The sequence below is a fragment of the Flexibacter flexilis DSM 6793 genome, assembly GCF_900112255.1.
GTDB classification, from domain to species: domain Bacteria; phylum Bacteroidota; class Bacteroidia; order Cytophagales; family Flexibacteraceae; genus Flexibacter; species Flexibacter flexilis.
Genome location: NZ_FOLE01000008.1, coordinates 82380 through 96242, shown reverse-complemented (window position 1 = coordinate 96242; position 13863 = coordinate 82380). Strand labels below are relative to the sequence as shown.

Sequence of the window (13863 nt, the reverse complement as noted above, 5' to 3'; positions counted from 1 at the left end):
TAAACAACCTTATAGAGATGAAAATATTCAGATTATGGCTGCTCGTCGCGGCATTAGTAAGTGTACAACAAACGGTTTGGGGACAACAATTTGCACTGGAACATACTTATAGCAAGCCAATTACACGTATAAAACTAATCAATGGCGAAGAAAAATATTGTCAATATGATTATCCCCTCACAAGCAAAGAGGTAAATATTTACAATGCCAATCATACATTAAGGAAAACCATCACCCTTTCACCTCCAGAAGGTTATAGCCCATTGACTATACAAAGTATCACACAAACTACTATTAATAGTGATACCCTCCTTGAAATAATGTATCATTGTTTGGATTCGGCATACATCGGTACGTCATCTATTCTCAAATATCGTTTGATTATTGCAAATGAAAATGGAGATTCACTCTTTGAAACAGCGGGCATAAATAGCAAGATTGACACGACAGACGGATTGGCAGCCAAACTTTTTGTATATTCCTCCTCAGTACTTGCACCTACAGCTACTGTATATGATTTGCCAAGTCTCAACTATGAAGCACAATACAATAACTACTATATTAAGCGCAAAAAACTGAATTTATTTGGAGAAAAATATTTCACCAATGATTATAGTACAGCCATTCCTACGGCACTTATCTATAATGCAGACCATTCTTTATGGAAAACAATAACATTAGTACCACCCAATAATAGCTATACCATAAACCCTTGGACTTTCACTATTTCGGACAATGAATTTAATGCAGATTCTCTGATTGAAATAGCCTGCGCTTATACCAACACCACGACCAATATTAATGGAGCAAAAATAGCCAACGAATTAGGTGCAACACTATGGTCATACGACTACGGACAAATACCTATCACGATCAAAGATGGTGCTACACAAAAAATTATGACTTTAGGTTATAATGCCTCGACAGGCGAATATACCAATAGCCATTTTTATAATTTGTCAGATTTCATGTTCGACCATCTGATTCAGGGAATAGTCAAGCCCATTTATTCACCCAACGTAGGACTGAAATATTCTGTATTCAACAGTACTGCGAAAAAAATCACCTTTTATAATCCATCGGATTATAGTATATGGAAAAACGTCAATCTCCCAGTTCCCGCTGGCCAATACCTTAACTATGGAACAGGTTTTGAGCCAAAAGTAAATATTGGGGTGTTAAACAGCAGCAACAATGCAGAAATCTTATACTCCTATTACAACAACAACACGTATATACATACAATACGAATAATCAATGATAATGGAGTAGAATTATTTAAAACAGACAGCACTTATTTTGCCAGTATTAGTAATGAAAATTCATTGACAACTAAAATACTAACCTCTGGTAATGCTAAATATCAGGTATTTGGTATTGATACAACCCTAACGACCACCAAATCAAGCATTTCGTTGAGCGATAAAATAGACCTTTATCCAAGCCCAGCGCAAACGTATTTGACGCTAAGCAACCCCGAAAACATTGCACTTCAATCGCTTAAAGTCATGTCTGCTACTGGTGCTACCATTCAGGCACTTGTACCCACAAGCACTAAAATAAACGTAAGCCATTTACCGACTGGCACTTACTTCTTAGTTGGCCAAACTACTAAAGGCCAAGTCATTCGCAAAACTTTTATAAAAGAATAATTTTTTTTGCAGACAGAAATAAAAAACAGCCTTGTTCCTTTCGGGAATGCAAGGCTGTTTTTTATTTTATGGAGAGAAGTAGTAAAATAAAATACGCATCTGGATTTTAATGGCCGTAGCTTACAAACTGCTCGCCGTGTTGGCTCATGTCCAGACCTTCGGCTTCCTCTTCTTCGCTTACGCGCAACGGAGAAATAAGGTCAGTGATTTTGAGCAAAACAAAAGAACCGCCAAAAGCAAAAGCAATCACGATAGCCAAGGCCTGCAAATGTTTCAGAAACAAAGCCGTTTCGCCAAAAAACAAGCCGTTGCCTGTCGTATTAGCGGCATTAATGGCTTGGTGCGCAAACACACCTGTCAGAATCATGCCCACGATACCGCCCACACCATGACACGGAAACACGTCTAACGTGTCGTCGATGGTTGTTTTGGTACGCCATTCCACCACCAAATTACTCACAAGGCTGGCAAACGTACCAATAAAAATACTATGTGAAATACTCACAAAACCCGCCGCAGGCGTAATGGCCACCAGACCAACCACCGCCCCAATACACGCACCCAAGGCCGAAGGTTTTTTGCCACGCACCGCATCAAACAAAATCCAAGCCATTGCTGCTGCTGCTGCTGCTACATTGGTAGTAGAAAAAGCACTCACAGCCAATACATTAGCACCCAAAGCCGAACCAGCATTGAAACCGAACCAGCCGAACCACAACAAACCAGTTCCCAAAATCACATACGGAATATTGGCGGGTTGATGTGCGCCTTCGTTGTAGCGTTTGCGTTGCTTGAGGTAAATAGCCGAAGCCAATGCTGCACAGCCCGCCGAAATATGTACCACCGTGCCACCTGCAAAATCTAACACACCCATCTGAAACAAAAAGCCGTCGGGGTGCCAAGTCCAGTGCGCCAATGGCGTATAAATCAGCAAAGAAAACAAGCAGATAAACAACAAATATGACGTAAAACGAATGCGTTCCGCGAATGCACCCGTGATGAGAGCAGGTGTAATAATGGCAAATTTGAGTTGGAAAAACGCAAACAAAATCAGTGGAATGGTCGGAGCCAAACTCCAAGGGTCGCCTTCCAACACGCCTTTAAACATAAAGAAAGTGCGAGGGTCGCCAATGAAACCGCCAATGCTATCGCCAAAAGCCATGCTAAAGCCGCACACAATCCAAATAAGACTTACCACCGCCAGGCAAATGAAACTTTGGAGCATCGTAGAAATAATGTTTTTGGAATTGACCATGCCGCCATAAAAAAAGGCCAAACCTGGTGTCATTAGGCAAACCAAAGCACTAGCCGCCATGATCCAAGCCGTGTCGCCTGAGTTGATGGGCTTGTCGGAAAAATGAGAAGGAATGTTTGGCATGAGTAGCCCCAAAATGCTCAAAGCAATCAGTACACCAAACGGAACAATAGCAAGTCTTTTCTGTGTCATACGTTTTTGTTGTTAGATTGATGCAAAAATAAAAATTTGACTCTAATTTAAAAGCAATTTTAACAAAAAAGCTACTTTTATTTGAAAAAAGGCTTCAAAAATTAACCTTATTTTAATAAAAATGTAATTAACAAAAACAAAGCACTTCAATATTTAACCTGTAGTCTTATTGCGCACAAACCGTATATTTGCCTTATTTCTTAACAAAAACCCTAACTCCATGTATCGTCAATTACTGATTTTATGGTGCGTTTTGTGCGGCTTTGGGTCTATGGCTCAAGCCCAAAACGCAAAAAAATACACGTTTACGCACGGCGACACGTTGCGCGGCAGTCTTTCGCCCGAACGTGCCTGTTATGACGTGCGCGTTTATGACCTGAATTTACGCGTGCAACCTCGCACGCATTTTTTGAGTGGTTACAACCAAATTACGTTTCAGGTCGTGCAGGCCTGCCGCCGCATTCAGTTGGATTTGTTCGACAACATGAACATAGACAGCATCGTTTGGCGCGGCCAAAAACTCAATTTTTCGCGTGAAAATGATGTGTTTTGGGTGCGCTTTCCTGAGGAGTTGCGCAAAGGCAGCCGCCAAAGCATACGCATTTATTATAACGGCCAACCCCAAAAAGCCGCCAATCCGCCTTGGGATGGCGGTTTGGTGTGGCGCAAAGACCCCGACGGCCTCGACTGGGTGGGCGTTGCGTGCGAAGGCTTGGGCGCAAGTGTCTGGTTTCCATGCAAAGACCATTTGTCCGACGAACCCGACAGCACTTACATTCGCTGCGAAGTGCCCGCCGAACTCACCTGCGTAGCCAATGGCCAGTTTTTAGGGCAAAAAAACATCACCGATTCTACGGCGCGTTACGATTGGTTGGTGTCGTATCCCATTAATAATTATAACATTACGCTCAATATTGCGCGTTACGCACACATCGCCGACACGTTTCGGACGGCAGCAGGCAATGTATTGAAGCTGGATTATTATGTCCTTAAAAACAATAAAGACATTGCCGCACAACATTTTAAGCAAGTAAAACCCATGTTAAAATGCTATGAAAAATATTTTGGAGAATATCCATTTGTGCGCGACGGTTACAAACTCGTAGAAACACCCTACTGGGGCATGGAGCATCAGAGTTGTGTGGCTTACGGCAACGCCTACAAAAATAACAAACAGGGTTTTGACTTTATTATTATACACGAAAGCGGCCACGAATATTGGGGCAATAGCCTGAGTTGCACCGACCACGCCGAAATGTGGATACACGAATCGTTTTGTACTTACGCCGAAGCCATTTATATAGAAGAGCTTTGGGGGAAAGAAAAAACCATCGAATACCTGAAAGAGCAACGCAAACGCATCGGCAACAAAGAGCCTATGCTCGCGCCGTTGGGCGTCAATTATAACTACTGGGACGACAGCGACAATTATTTTAAGGGAACTTGGATGCTCCACACGCTCCGCCATGCCCTCCACAACGACGCGCTTTGGTGGGAGCTAATACGCGGCCTGAACAAAGAATTTTTGCGCTCGCCCGTTACTACCGCCCAAATCATTGATTTTTTTGAAAGAAAAGCTCCCAACACCTTGCACTGGCGGCCATTGTTCGAGGCGTATTTGCGCTATGCGCAGCCGCCACAATTCGAATACAAATTGGAACAAAATACCGAAGGCACTTGGCAAGTGGCTTACCGCTGGAATACGGCAGAAATGGCCTTTGATATGCCCGTAGAAGTGAGCATCGGCGGCTCGAAATTCCAACGACTTCAGCCGCGCACGCAATGGCAATATGTGGCCATTAGCGCACCCAAAGACCCCAAAAAGTTTGAGGTACAAGTCAATACCGATTTGTTTTATGTGGGCTGTAAGGCCTTGAAATAAAAAGGAAAGCCTCACTAATGTAGTGAGGCTTTCCTTTTTATTTCAAATAGCAATCAATTATTTTTTCTTAGGCGAAGTGGCTGGTTTTTTAGGACTTGTTGTACCTGTTGCTGGTTTTGGAGTAGCAGCAGGTGTGGCAGTTTCAGAACCAGGAGCAGGCAATTTAAAACCTAATTTTTTAGCCACAGATTCTGTTACGTCGAATTGCTCAACAGCGTACAAAAGCACTTGGTCTGAATTTAGCACGTAAGTGTAACCTTCTGCGATCGCTACTTCATTGATAGCCTTGTAGATTTTTTCGATTTCAGGCTTTAGCAACTCATCTTCTTTGTTTTTAAGCTCTGTTTGAGCGTTTTGTTGCAAAGTTTCGATAGAGGCTTGCAACGTACGCAACTCATTTTCTTTGTCCACACGAATAGACTCAAGCATGGTAGCGGCATTTTTTTGATAGTCCGCGTACTTGGTTTCGAGTTGTTGCATTTTGCCATCAATCTCTTTTTTCAATTGAATGCCACGCGCTTTCAAATCTGCTTCAATTTCTTTGGCGCGAGGGCTTACGCTCAATATATAGTTTACGTTGGTATAACCAATTTTAAGATTTTTTGCTCCTGCGGCATTTACTTTTGTGGCAGTACTGTCTTGTGCTTGTGCTGCAACTGTTACAGCGATGAGAGCAAAAAATAAGGCAATTATTTGTTTTTTCATTGGTAAATTATTTTTGTTTTTATTGGTAATATTTTGAATTTCAGTTGTATAGGTAGATAAACCTTGCATTTTAACGTTTGTTGTCAATCACATCATCTTTGTTGCCGATTCCGAGCTCTTCAAGCACAAAATCCGTGTAATCGTGGCGGGGGTCTGTGTAAATCATCACCAACTCACCCGACTTGTCGAACATAATTTGAATTTTCTTGGCCTTAGACACTTTCTCTACGGCATCAAAAACTTTGTCTTGTACAGGCTTAATCAGTTCTTGTTTTTTGAGAAAATAAAGCCCTTCAAAGCCAAATATTTTTCGTTGGTATTCGCGAGCTTCTTCCCGTTTTTTAGAGATGGCCGCCAAACGTTCCTTTTTCATTTCATCAGTAAGCAACACTTCTTCGGCCAAATACGCCTTTTCCATGTTATCAACCTCTTTGTTTTTGGCATCAACTTCTTTTTGCCAGCCTTGCGAAAGTTGTGCAATTTCGCTTTGCGCTTGTTTGTATTCTTTCATTTGTCCCAAAATAAATTTGGAATCAATGTACCCAAACTTTTGTGCATAAGAATCGTGCCAAAAAACGCAGGCCAAAACTACTAAAAATGCCTGAATTGCCAATTTTTTCATTTTCTGTAAGTGTTATTTTTAGAATAAAAACCCCAAAAGAGCTCTTGGGGTTTCTTTTTGTATTAACGAATTTGCTGGCCAATGGTAAAGTGAAGTTGTCCTTTTGGCATATCAGTACCTGGTACGCTATCGAAACGCCAGCCATAATCTACCCCAATCATCCCGAATGCTGGCATAAAGATACGCGCACCCACACCTGCCGAACGGTATAAGTTAAGAGGGTTATAATCGCGATAGCTGCCCCAGTTGTTGCCTGCTTCCAAGAAGCCTAACACAAAAATCGTAGCCGCAGGGTTGGTGGAAATCGCATAACGCAACTCACTTACATATTTGCTATAAATAATACCTCTGGTGGCTTCGCTACCATTTGGCAAAGTGGCATTTTGAGGTGTTATTTTATTGTCATCATAGCCTCTCAAACCAATTACGTCGGTGGCAAGCAGATAGTTAAAGTTAGTAAGGCCTGAGCCACCCACAGAGAATCGCTCAAATGGTCCAACACCCACACCCGCTTTGTAAGAGCCAATAAAGCCCATGTGCCCGCGTGTATTGATGACTAAGTTTTTGGCCAATGGCGTAAACCAAGAAGCGTCAAACATCCATTTATTAAACTCAACCCATTTGTATCGCTCTTGGTCGTCGCTGAAATTGTTGTTTTTTCTAAACAAAGAATACGGAGGTGTTAAGTTTACGCTTAACGAAATGGTAGATCCACTTGTCGGGAATGTTGGGTTATTAATACTATTACGTGAAAGCGTTGTTGTATAGTTAAAGCTATTGGCATGCCCATTCGTAAAGCCCAAAGACCTGTCTGAATAGTTGTCCAGCCAATAACGCTGATAGCCCCAAGAGTGCATCAAAGTAAAGTAGCTGTCTGGCCAACGAAGACGTTTGCCCAAACTCGCCGATATACCTGTGATTTGCAACATACCAGAACCCAAACTCTTGTAGTTTTGTACGGAATGGTTCGTGGAAACCGTAAACGAGTTCGGACGACGGCCACCCAACCAAGGTTCTGTAAACGATATAGAATAATTTTGGAACTGACGGCCATTGGCTTGGAAACGAATCGCCAAACGTTGTCCGTCGCCTTGTGGCAATGGTTGCCATTCGTATTTCTTGAAGATTTTACGTGCAGAGAAGTTGTTGAACGAAAGTCCCAACGTACCCACAAAACCATAGTAGCCACCCCAGCCACCCGAAAGTTCTACTTGGTCGCTTGGTTTTTCTACTACCGTGTAGTTAATATCTACCGTACCGTTTGCTGGATTCGGAACTGGTTGAATACCAATTTGCTCTGCGTCAAAATAACCTAGTTGACCCAACTCGCGTTGTGTACGGATAAGGTCGGCGCGGCTAAATTTCTGGCCAGGGAGCGTATAAATTTCACGCAAAACTACGTGGTCGTTTGTCTTGGTATTGCCTGCCACATTGATTTTGTTGATGGTGGCTTGTGTGCCCTCGTTCATGCGCAATTCGATGTCTATGGAGTCGCCTACGATGGCCACTTCCACAGGATCAACACTAAAGAACAAATAACCGTCGTCCATGTAGAGCGAACTTACGTCATAACCCTCTGGGTTATAGGTAAGTTTGCGGTCTAATGTAGTGGCATTATATACATCACCTTTCTTAATCCCCAAAATAGAATTAAGGGTTTTTGTATCGTGAATATAGTTGCCGACCCATGTAATGTTACGGAAGTAATACTTAGGGCCTTCTTCTATCTTCATTTTAATAACAATGCGTTTGTGGCTATTGGCCGCAATCGTCGTGTCTTTGCGCGTTACTTTTGGCGGCGTAACACTGCTATCCGTTTTTACCAGTACCATTTCTTTGTATTCTTTGGTAGGGTAAAGCGTGTCCCATGTGATGTCGGCATCACGGTAACCATTTTTGTTGTAGTAGGCGATAAGACTTTGTTTGTCCTTCTCAAAGTTAGACTTCTGATACTTAGACGCTTTGAATATACGATACCAACGGCGTACTTTGGTATCTTTCATTTTGCGGCGCAACTGCAAATCGCTAAAAGCCTGATTGTCTTCAAAAACAATTTCCGAAATTTTTACTTTGCGGCCTTTCTTTACGTTGATGCGCAATGTTACGCTATTGCGACCACTGTCTGCTATTTGCTCAATGTTTACGGCAGCGTGCAAATAGCCTTTTTCGGTAAAAAATTTCTGAACCGTGTTTTTAGTGTTTTTAATCAAAGCGTCGGTTACTACGCGACCTCTGATGAGGTTGATTTTTTCGCGTAGGTCGGTGGTTTCACCTTTTTTCGTGCCTTTGAACAAAAACTTAGAAAGGCGCGGGCGTTCGCTTAGGTGGTAATCTAAGAAAATATATTTGCCGTCGGTGCGTGTAACATTGATTTCAATGTCGCCCAAAATGCCTTGTTCCCACATTTTTTTGATTGCTCCCGAAATGGCTTCTCCTGGCACGGTGATTTCGTCGCCTACCTTTAAACCCGAAACCGAAATAATCGCGTTAGGGTCAAGGAATTGAACACCACTGACAGTAATACCGCCAATTTCATATTTCTGGGGATTCGTGTAATTCATTTCTACGGTTTCGCTTCCGCCCGCACGTCCACCCAATTTGATTTGGGCTTGTGTGGCAGCATTGGAAACCATAACGAAAGCTAAGGCTGCAAATAATTTTCTCATAGAAAATGCAAAGAGCCGTGTCAGCAGCGTCTTTGTTTGTTATAGAATAAGAGTTAATGTAAAATTCTGATTGTACTCAATAAAATACGGCAAAAGAACGGATAGGCTCTTGTGTTATTGTATTTTATTCCCAAACCTAACTTAATACTTTCCCGAAGCGGCGTTCGCGCTGTTGGTAGGCGATGATGGCTTCGTGTAGGTCTTTTTTGCGAAAATCTGGCCACAACACATCTGTAATATAGATTTCGGAGTACGCCAATTGCCACAACAAAAAGTTGCTGATGCGCAACTCGCCACTGGTACGGATAAGTAAGTCGGGGTCGGGCATATCGTGCGTAGCTAACAGGCTGTTAATGAGCTGCTCGCTTACTTGTTCGGGCTTGATTTGGCCATCGGCGGCCATTTGTGCAATACGCTTCGCAGCTTCCACCAACTCCCAACGCCCGCCATAATTGAGGGCTAAGGTCAGTGTCATGCGCGTATTGTCTTTGGTTTCTTCCATGGCTTCGGCCAATTCTTTTTGGCAACTTTTGGGCAGGCCGCTTGTGTCGCCAATGGTGGCCAAACGAATGTTGTTTTTGGTAAGTGTCTTAGTCTCTGAGCGAATAGTAGAAACTAAAAGTTGCATAAGTGCCTCTACCTCAATGGCTGGTCTGTTCCAGTTTTCGGTAGAGAACGCATATAAAGTAAGGAATTTCACCCCCAACTCGGCGCAACCTTCTGCCGTTTCGCGCACCGACTGAATCGCGTTGCGGTGCCCAAATACGCGCATTGCGCCTTGTTTTTTTGCCCAACGGCCATTGCCATCCATAATAACGGCGATGTGTTGGGGCAGAATTTCCGTTTTAATTTGTTCTTTCAAATCCATCGTAAAAATTTCGTCCAAAAATACCCGATTCTTTTGGGTAAAAATATAGATAGTGCTTGTTTTCTTTCTAAAAAGAGGTGCAAAATAAGTAAATACAATGCGTTATCACAACACACCGACAAAAGTCTTAGCGTACTACGCCAAAGTCTGGCACATCGGTAGTTACGCTCGCCCCTGCGTGTATGGTAGCCCATTGCCCAATTTTCACGCAAGGCGTAACTACTGCGCCCGCGCCAATGAGTGTGCCCGTGCCTACTTCTACGTGTCCGCAAAGCGTGGCGTTGGGGGCAATATGTACAAAATCGCCTACCAGACAATCGTGTTCCACCACAGCCGCCGTGTTGATAATGCAATGTTGGCCGATGCGTGCATCTGGCTGAATTACAGTGTATTGCATTGCTACTGTTCCCGCACCGACTTTTGCGTATTCCGAGCAATAGGCCAAACGGTGCATGGCCACTCCGAACTGATGTTGTACCATACGGCTAATTTGTTCGCGCACGCGATTGTTGCCGATGGCTATAATGAGTTTGGCTTCTGGCAACACATTGAGGCTATAAATGCCCAGCACTTGCACGCCCAGCAAGTCGTGCAACATAGAAGCGTCATCAAAAATCCCTTGTGTACGTTGTCCCTGCGAATGCAGACATTCAATAATTACTTTGGCGTGTCCGCCTGCTCCGTATAATAACATAGGTTTTCAGGTCTTTGGCTTGTCGTTTTCTTGATGCCTCAGAAAGTACATCAAATTTTATTGTACAAAAAAATGCACCTCAAAAATAGCCATTCTTTTTAACAAAAATTAACTAAAAAGTCTATCAATGGCGGCGGCAAGTTCGCGGTCTTTGTCGGTAACGGTGCTGCCCGCGTCGTGGGTGTTGAGGCGAATGGTTACGCGGTTATAAACGTTGTGCCAGTCGGGGTGGTGGTTGCGCTGCTCGGCCAACAAGGCTACGCGCGTCATAAATCCGAAGGCTTCTACAAAATCCTGAAAAACAAACGTTTTTTCTAAAGCATTATCTTTTTCGTCCCAGTTCATTGGCTTATTTTTCAACTCAATAAAAAATGTACTATTTTTTCAAAAACAAAAGTAGTATAATTTCCCAAACAAGCATTCATTTGAACTTTTTAGAACCCTATTGCACTTATTTATTATACTAATTCATCCCTCAAACGAAGGCTTTTCGCTGGCCGAGTAATGGCCTGATTTCCTGACAAAAATCATAAAGCCCATTGATGGCTCAATAGCATTTTCAGTAGCCTAACTCGTAGCTTTACAATGTGTTTTGTCTGTTTTTGGGGCAAATAATGTATTGACTTAAATGGCTGAAAATCAGCCCTGCAAGATATGGAGCATACCCACACACACACCGACCTAAAATGCGCACATTGCGGCGACGAATGCCGCGACAACTCGCTGCACATCGAAGACAAAGTTTTTTGTTGTCAAGGCTGCCAATCGGTGTATCTTTTACTCAAAGAAAATAACCTTTGCGACTATTACGAACTCAATAAACTGGCGGGTAACTCGCTGAAAGGCAAATCTTTTGATGATAAATTTGCGTACTTGGACGTGGCCGAAATAGCCCAACCCCTCTACGATTTTTATAGCCCAAGCGAGGCACGCATTACGCTGTATTTGCCTTCTATTCATTGTAGTTCGTGCATTTGGTTGCTCGAAAATTTCCATAAAATCAAAAAAGGCGTGCTACAAAGCCGCGTGCAATTCCTCAAAAAAGAATTGGCGTTGGTTTTTGACCCTTCGCAGGTGAGTTTGCGCCAAATCGTGGAACTGCTGGCCACTATCGGCTACGAACCATCTATCACCCTCAACGCCAACGATGCTGACACATATCACAAAAAACGCTCTAAAGAGCTGTACGCCTTGCTTTTGCGCTTGGGCGTGGTGGGTTTTGCGCTTGGCAATGTGATGTTGATGAGCTTCCCCGCGTATTTGGGGATAGATGCCGCCGACCAAGCCTTGTACGGCAATTTGTTCAGATATTTAAACTTAGCATTGTCCGTGCCTGTGGTGGCTTACGGGGCTTCGCCGTTTTGGTATTCTGCTTGGACGTCGTTGCGCCAAAAGAACCTGAATATCGACGTACCGATTACGTTGGGTATTCTGATGTTGTTTGTGCGTAGTGTTATTGAAACGGTTTTTATGAACGCCGAAGGCTACTACGACAGCTTGTCGGGCTTGGTGTTTTTGTTGCTGATTGGGCGTTATGTACAACAAATCACTTACGAAGGCCTTAATTTTCAGCGTGATTACAAATCTTATTTCCCTTTAGCCGCTACGGTGGTTTTGCCGTCGGGTGCGGAGCAAATTAAATCCGTGAATAACCTAGTGCCCACAGACCATTTACGTTTGCGTCCTCAAGAACTTGTTCCCGCCGATAGTATTTTGATTTCTGAAAATGCGCTGGTGGATTATAGTTTCGTAACAGGCGAAGCCGAGCCACAACATTGCGCCAAAGGCCAAACCATTTTTGCAGGTGGCCGCATTATGCAAAATATTGCGGAGCTGACCGTACAAAAACCTTGTTCGCATAGCTACCTGACGCAGCTTTGGAATAAAGACGAATTTGTAAAACCCAAAGACACGCCAACTACACGCACCGCCGAACTTTTCGCACATTATTTCACCTACATCACCTTGGCCATTGCTACGGCGGCGGGTGGTTTTTGGTTGATTTTTGATAGCAGTTTGGCACTCAATGCTTTTACTGCTGTGTTGGTGGTGGCTTGTCCGTGCGCTCTTACACTCAGTATGCCATTTACGATGGGAATGGCGATGGCGATTTTGGGTAAAAATAAATTTTATGTACGCAACAGCGACGTAATCCAACATTTGGCCGAAGCCAATAGCATTGTTTTTGATAAAACAGGCACACTCACCGACCCGACGGCCAACGAGCTCAAATACGAAGGTCGTAACCTGACGGCGGCGCAATGGACAGTTTTTACCTCAATGGCTTCGCACAGTACGCACCCATTGAGCCAAAGTTTGGCGCGTTTGCTCAAAACCCGCTACGCCGTGCAATCGCTTGACGAATGGCATGAGGTGTTGGGCTGCGGCATTGAGTGTCTGGTAGATGGGCAACTATTCCGTTTGGGTAAAATAGACTGGGTAAGTGCTGACAGAAACACGGTTACCAACGATAAAAATATTGCCTTGGGCATTGATGGCACGTTGGTAGGTTATTTTGGCGTGCAACAAGTTTTGCGCAAGGGTGTAAGAACAATGCTTACCGATTTGGCTACACATTTCCGTTTGGCCTTGCTCACTGGAGACAACAAAGGTGGTTTGCGCGACATTGAAAGCGTGCTTTCGCTTATCCCGACCGTGCGCACCAACCAACAGCCCGCCGACAAAATGCACTACATCGCCCAAATACAAGCCGACGAAAAGGCCAAAGTAGTGATGATTGGCGACGGCCTAAACGATGCGGGAGCTTTGCGCCAAGCCAACGTAGGCATCGCCTTGACGCAAGATGCGGCGCAGTTTAGCCCGTCGAGTGATGTGATTGCCGATGCGCAATCGCTGTACCGTTTGGCTGACTTTGTGTTGTATGCACGCACTTCCGTGAAGGTGGTAAAATGGAGCTTTTTACTTTCGTTAGTGTATAATTTCGTGGGGCTTTCGGTGGCCGTGAGTGGTCATTTGTCGCCTGTTTTTGCGGCGGTATTCATGCCACTTAGTTCGATTTCGGTCGTTACGTTTGGGGTGGGGATGACTGCACTCTACGCCCGAAAATTCAAATTGTAATTTCTTTATTCGTATTAAATATTTATTGTCATGGCTGTAATCATTATTTTGCTCACTGTCAGCATGTTGGTAGCGGGCGGTTTTTTGGCTGCGTTCGCAAGTTCGATGCGTCAAGGCCAATTTGACGACACTGTTTCGCCTGCGGTGCGTATGCTCATCGACGACGAAGACAAAAACGCTTTGGCTATTTCCGACAAAGCCAAAAAAGAAAACAAAGAACACGCTCAAAAAGTAAACGCCTAAACGTAA

General features: G+C 43.7%; 11 protein-coding genes. 4 read left to right on the top strand and 7 right to left on the bottom strand.

The genetic code is table 11. From position 1 onward, the window contains the following. Positions 1-17: 17 nt before the first annotated feature. Positions 18-1652, top strand: a complete 1635-nt coding sequence (locus BM090_RS13100; protein WP_091513869.1) for a T9SS type A sorting domain-containing protein — start codon at positions 18-20, stop codon at positions 1650-1652. A gap of 106 nt (positions 1653-1758) precedes the next feature. Here BM090_RS13100 and BM090_RS13095 read toward each other — a convergent pair whose 3' ends face one another. Next, positions 1759-3099, bottom strand: coding sequence for an ammonium transporter (locus tag BM090_RS13095; protein WP_091513866.1), 1341 nt, complete (start codon positions 3097-3099; stop codon positions 1759-1761). A gap of 220 nt (positions 3100-3319) precedes the next feature. Here BM090_RS13095 and BM090_RS13090 point away from each other — a divergent pair, with 220 nt between their 5' ends. After that, positions 3320-4981 carry a M1 family metallopeptidase gene (locus BM090_RS13090; protein WP_091513862.1) on the top strand — a complete coding sequence of 554 codons (1662 nt, stop codon included), beginning with the start codon at positions 3320-3322 and terminating at the stop codon, positions 4979-4981. A 57-nt stretch (positions 4982-5038) separates the two neighbouring features. Here the strand turns inward: BM090_RS13090 and BM090_RS13085 are convergent, their stop codons facing one another. From BM090_RS13085 to BM090_RS13060, 6 genes are all read right to left on the bottom strand, one after another. Then, the gene (locus BM090_RS13085; protein ID WP_177199931.1) at positions 5039-5686 is read right to left on the bottom strand and encodes an OmpH/Skp family outer membrane protein; all 648 of its coding nucleotides are present in this window, start codon (positions 5684-5686) and stop codon (positions 5039-5041) included. Positions 5687-5756: 70 nt separating this feature from the next. After that, the gene (locus tag BM090_RS13080) at positions 5757-6308 is read right to left on the bottom strand and encodes an OmpH/Skp family outer membrane protein (protein ID WP_091513856.1); all 552 of its coding nucleotides are present in this window, start codon (positions 6306-6308) and stop codon (positions 5757-5759) included. Between the two features lie 62 nt (positions 6309-6370). Further along, a complete protein-coding gene (gene bamA / locus BM090_RS13075; protein ID WP_091513853.1) occupies positions 6371-8974 on the bottom strand; it encodes an outer membrane protein assembly factor BamA in 2604 nt (867 codons plus the stop codon). Between the two features lie 136 nt (positions 8975-9110). Beyond that, positions 9111-9842 (bottom strand): isoprenyl transferase, encoded by a 732-nt coding sequence (locus tag BM090_RS13070; RefSeq protein WP_091514298.1) that lies wholly within the window; start codon positions 9840-9842, stop codon positions 9111-9113. Between the two features lie 127 nt (positions 9843-9969). Further along, a complete protein-coding gene (locus tag BM090_RS13065; protein ID WP_091513849.1) occupies positions 9970-10536 on the bottom strand; it encodes an acetyltransferase in 567 nt (188 codons plus the stop codon). 108 nt (positions 10537-10644) lie between these two features. Then, positions 10645-10896 carry a 4a-hydroxytetrahydrobiopterin dehydratase gene (locus BM090_RS13060; protein WP_262487668.1) on the bottom strand — a complete coding sequence of 84 codons (252 nt, stop codon included), beginning with the start codon at positions 10894-10896 and terminating at the stop codon, positions 10645-10647. Between the two features lie 294 nt (positions 10897-11190). Between BM090_RS13060 and BM090_RS13055 the strand changes: the two genes are divergently transcribed. Further along, positions 11191-13614, top strand: a complete 2424-nt coding sequence (locus BM090_RS13055; protein WP_091513841.1) for a heavy metal translocating P-type ATPase — start codon at positions 11191-11193, stop codon at positions 13612-13614. A 30-nt stretch (positions 13615-13644) separates the two neighbouring features. Next, positions 13645-13857 carry a cbb3-type cytochrome oxidase assembly protein CcoS gene (ccoS, locus tag BM090_RS13050; protein WP_091513837.1) on the top strand — a complete coding sequence of 71 codons (213 nt, stop codon included), beginning with the start codon at positions 13645-13647 and terminating at the stop codon, positions 13855-13857. Positions 13858-13863: the final 6 nt, after the last annotated feature.

Bases quoted from the DNA above. Each gene is read 5' to 3' on its own strand.
- BM090_RS13100 (WP_091513869.1), top strand. From the start codon at position 18: ATGAAAATATTCAGATTATGGCTGCTCGTCGCGGCATTAGTAAGTGTA.
- BM090_RS13095 (WP_091513866.1), bottom strand. From the start codon at position 3,099: ATGACACAGAAAAGACTTGCTATTGTTCCGTTTGGTGTACTGATTGCT.
- BM090_RS13090 (WP_091513862.1), top strand. From the start codon at position 3,320: ATGTATCGTCAATTACTGATTTTATGGTGCGTTTTGTGCGGCTTTGGG.
- BM090_RS13085 (WP_177199931.1), bottom strand. From the start codon at position 5,686: ATGAAAAAACAAATAATTGCCTTATTTTTTGCTCTCATCGCTGTAACA.
- BM090_RS13080 (WP_091513856.1), bottom strand. From the start codon at position 6,308: ATGAAAAAATTGGCAATTCAGGCATTTTTAGTAGTTTTGGCCTGCGTT.
- bamA (WP_091513853.1), bottom strand. From the start codon at position 8,974: ATGAGAAAATTATTTGCAGCCTTAGCTTTCGTTATGGTTTCCAATGCT.
- BM090_RS13070 (WP_091514298.1), bottom strand. From the start codon at position 9,842: ATGGATTTGAAAGAACAAATTAAAACGGAAATTCTGCCCCAACACATC.
- BM090_RS13065 (WP_091513849.1), bottom strand. From the start codon at position 10,536: ATGTTATTATACGGAGCAGGCGGACACGCCAAAGTAATTATTGAATGT.
- BM090_RS13055 (WP_091513841.1), top strand. From the start codon at position 11,191: ATGGAGCATACCCACACACACACCGACCTAAAATGCGCACATTGCGGC.
- ccoS (WP_091513837.1), top strand. From the start codon at position 13,645: ATGGCTGTAATCATTATTTTGCTCACTGTCAGCATGTTGGTAGCGGGC.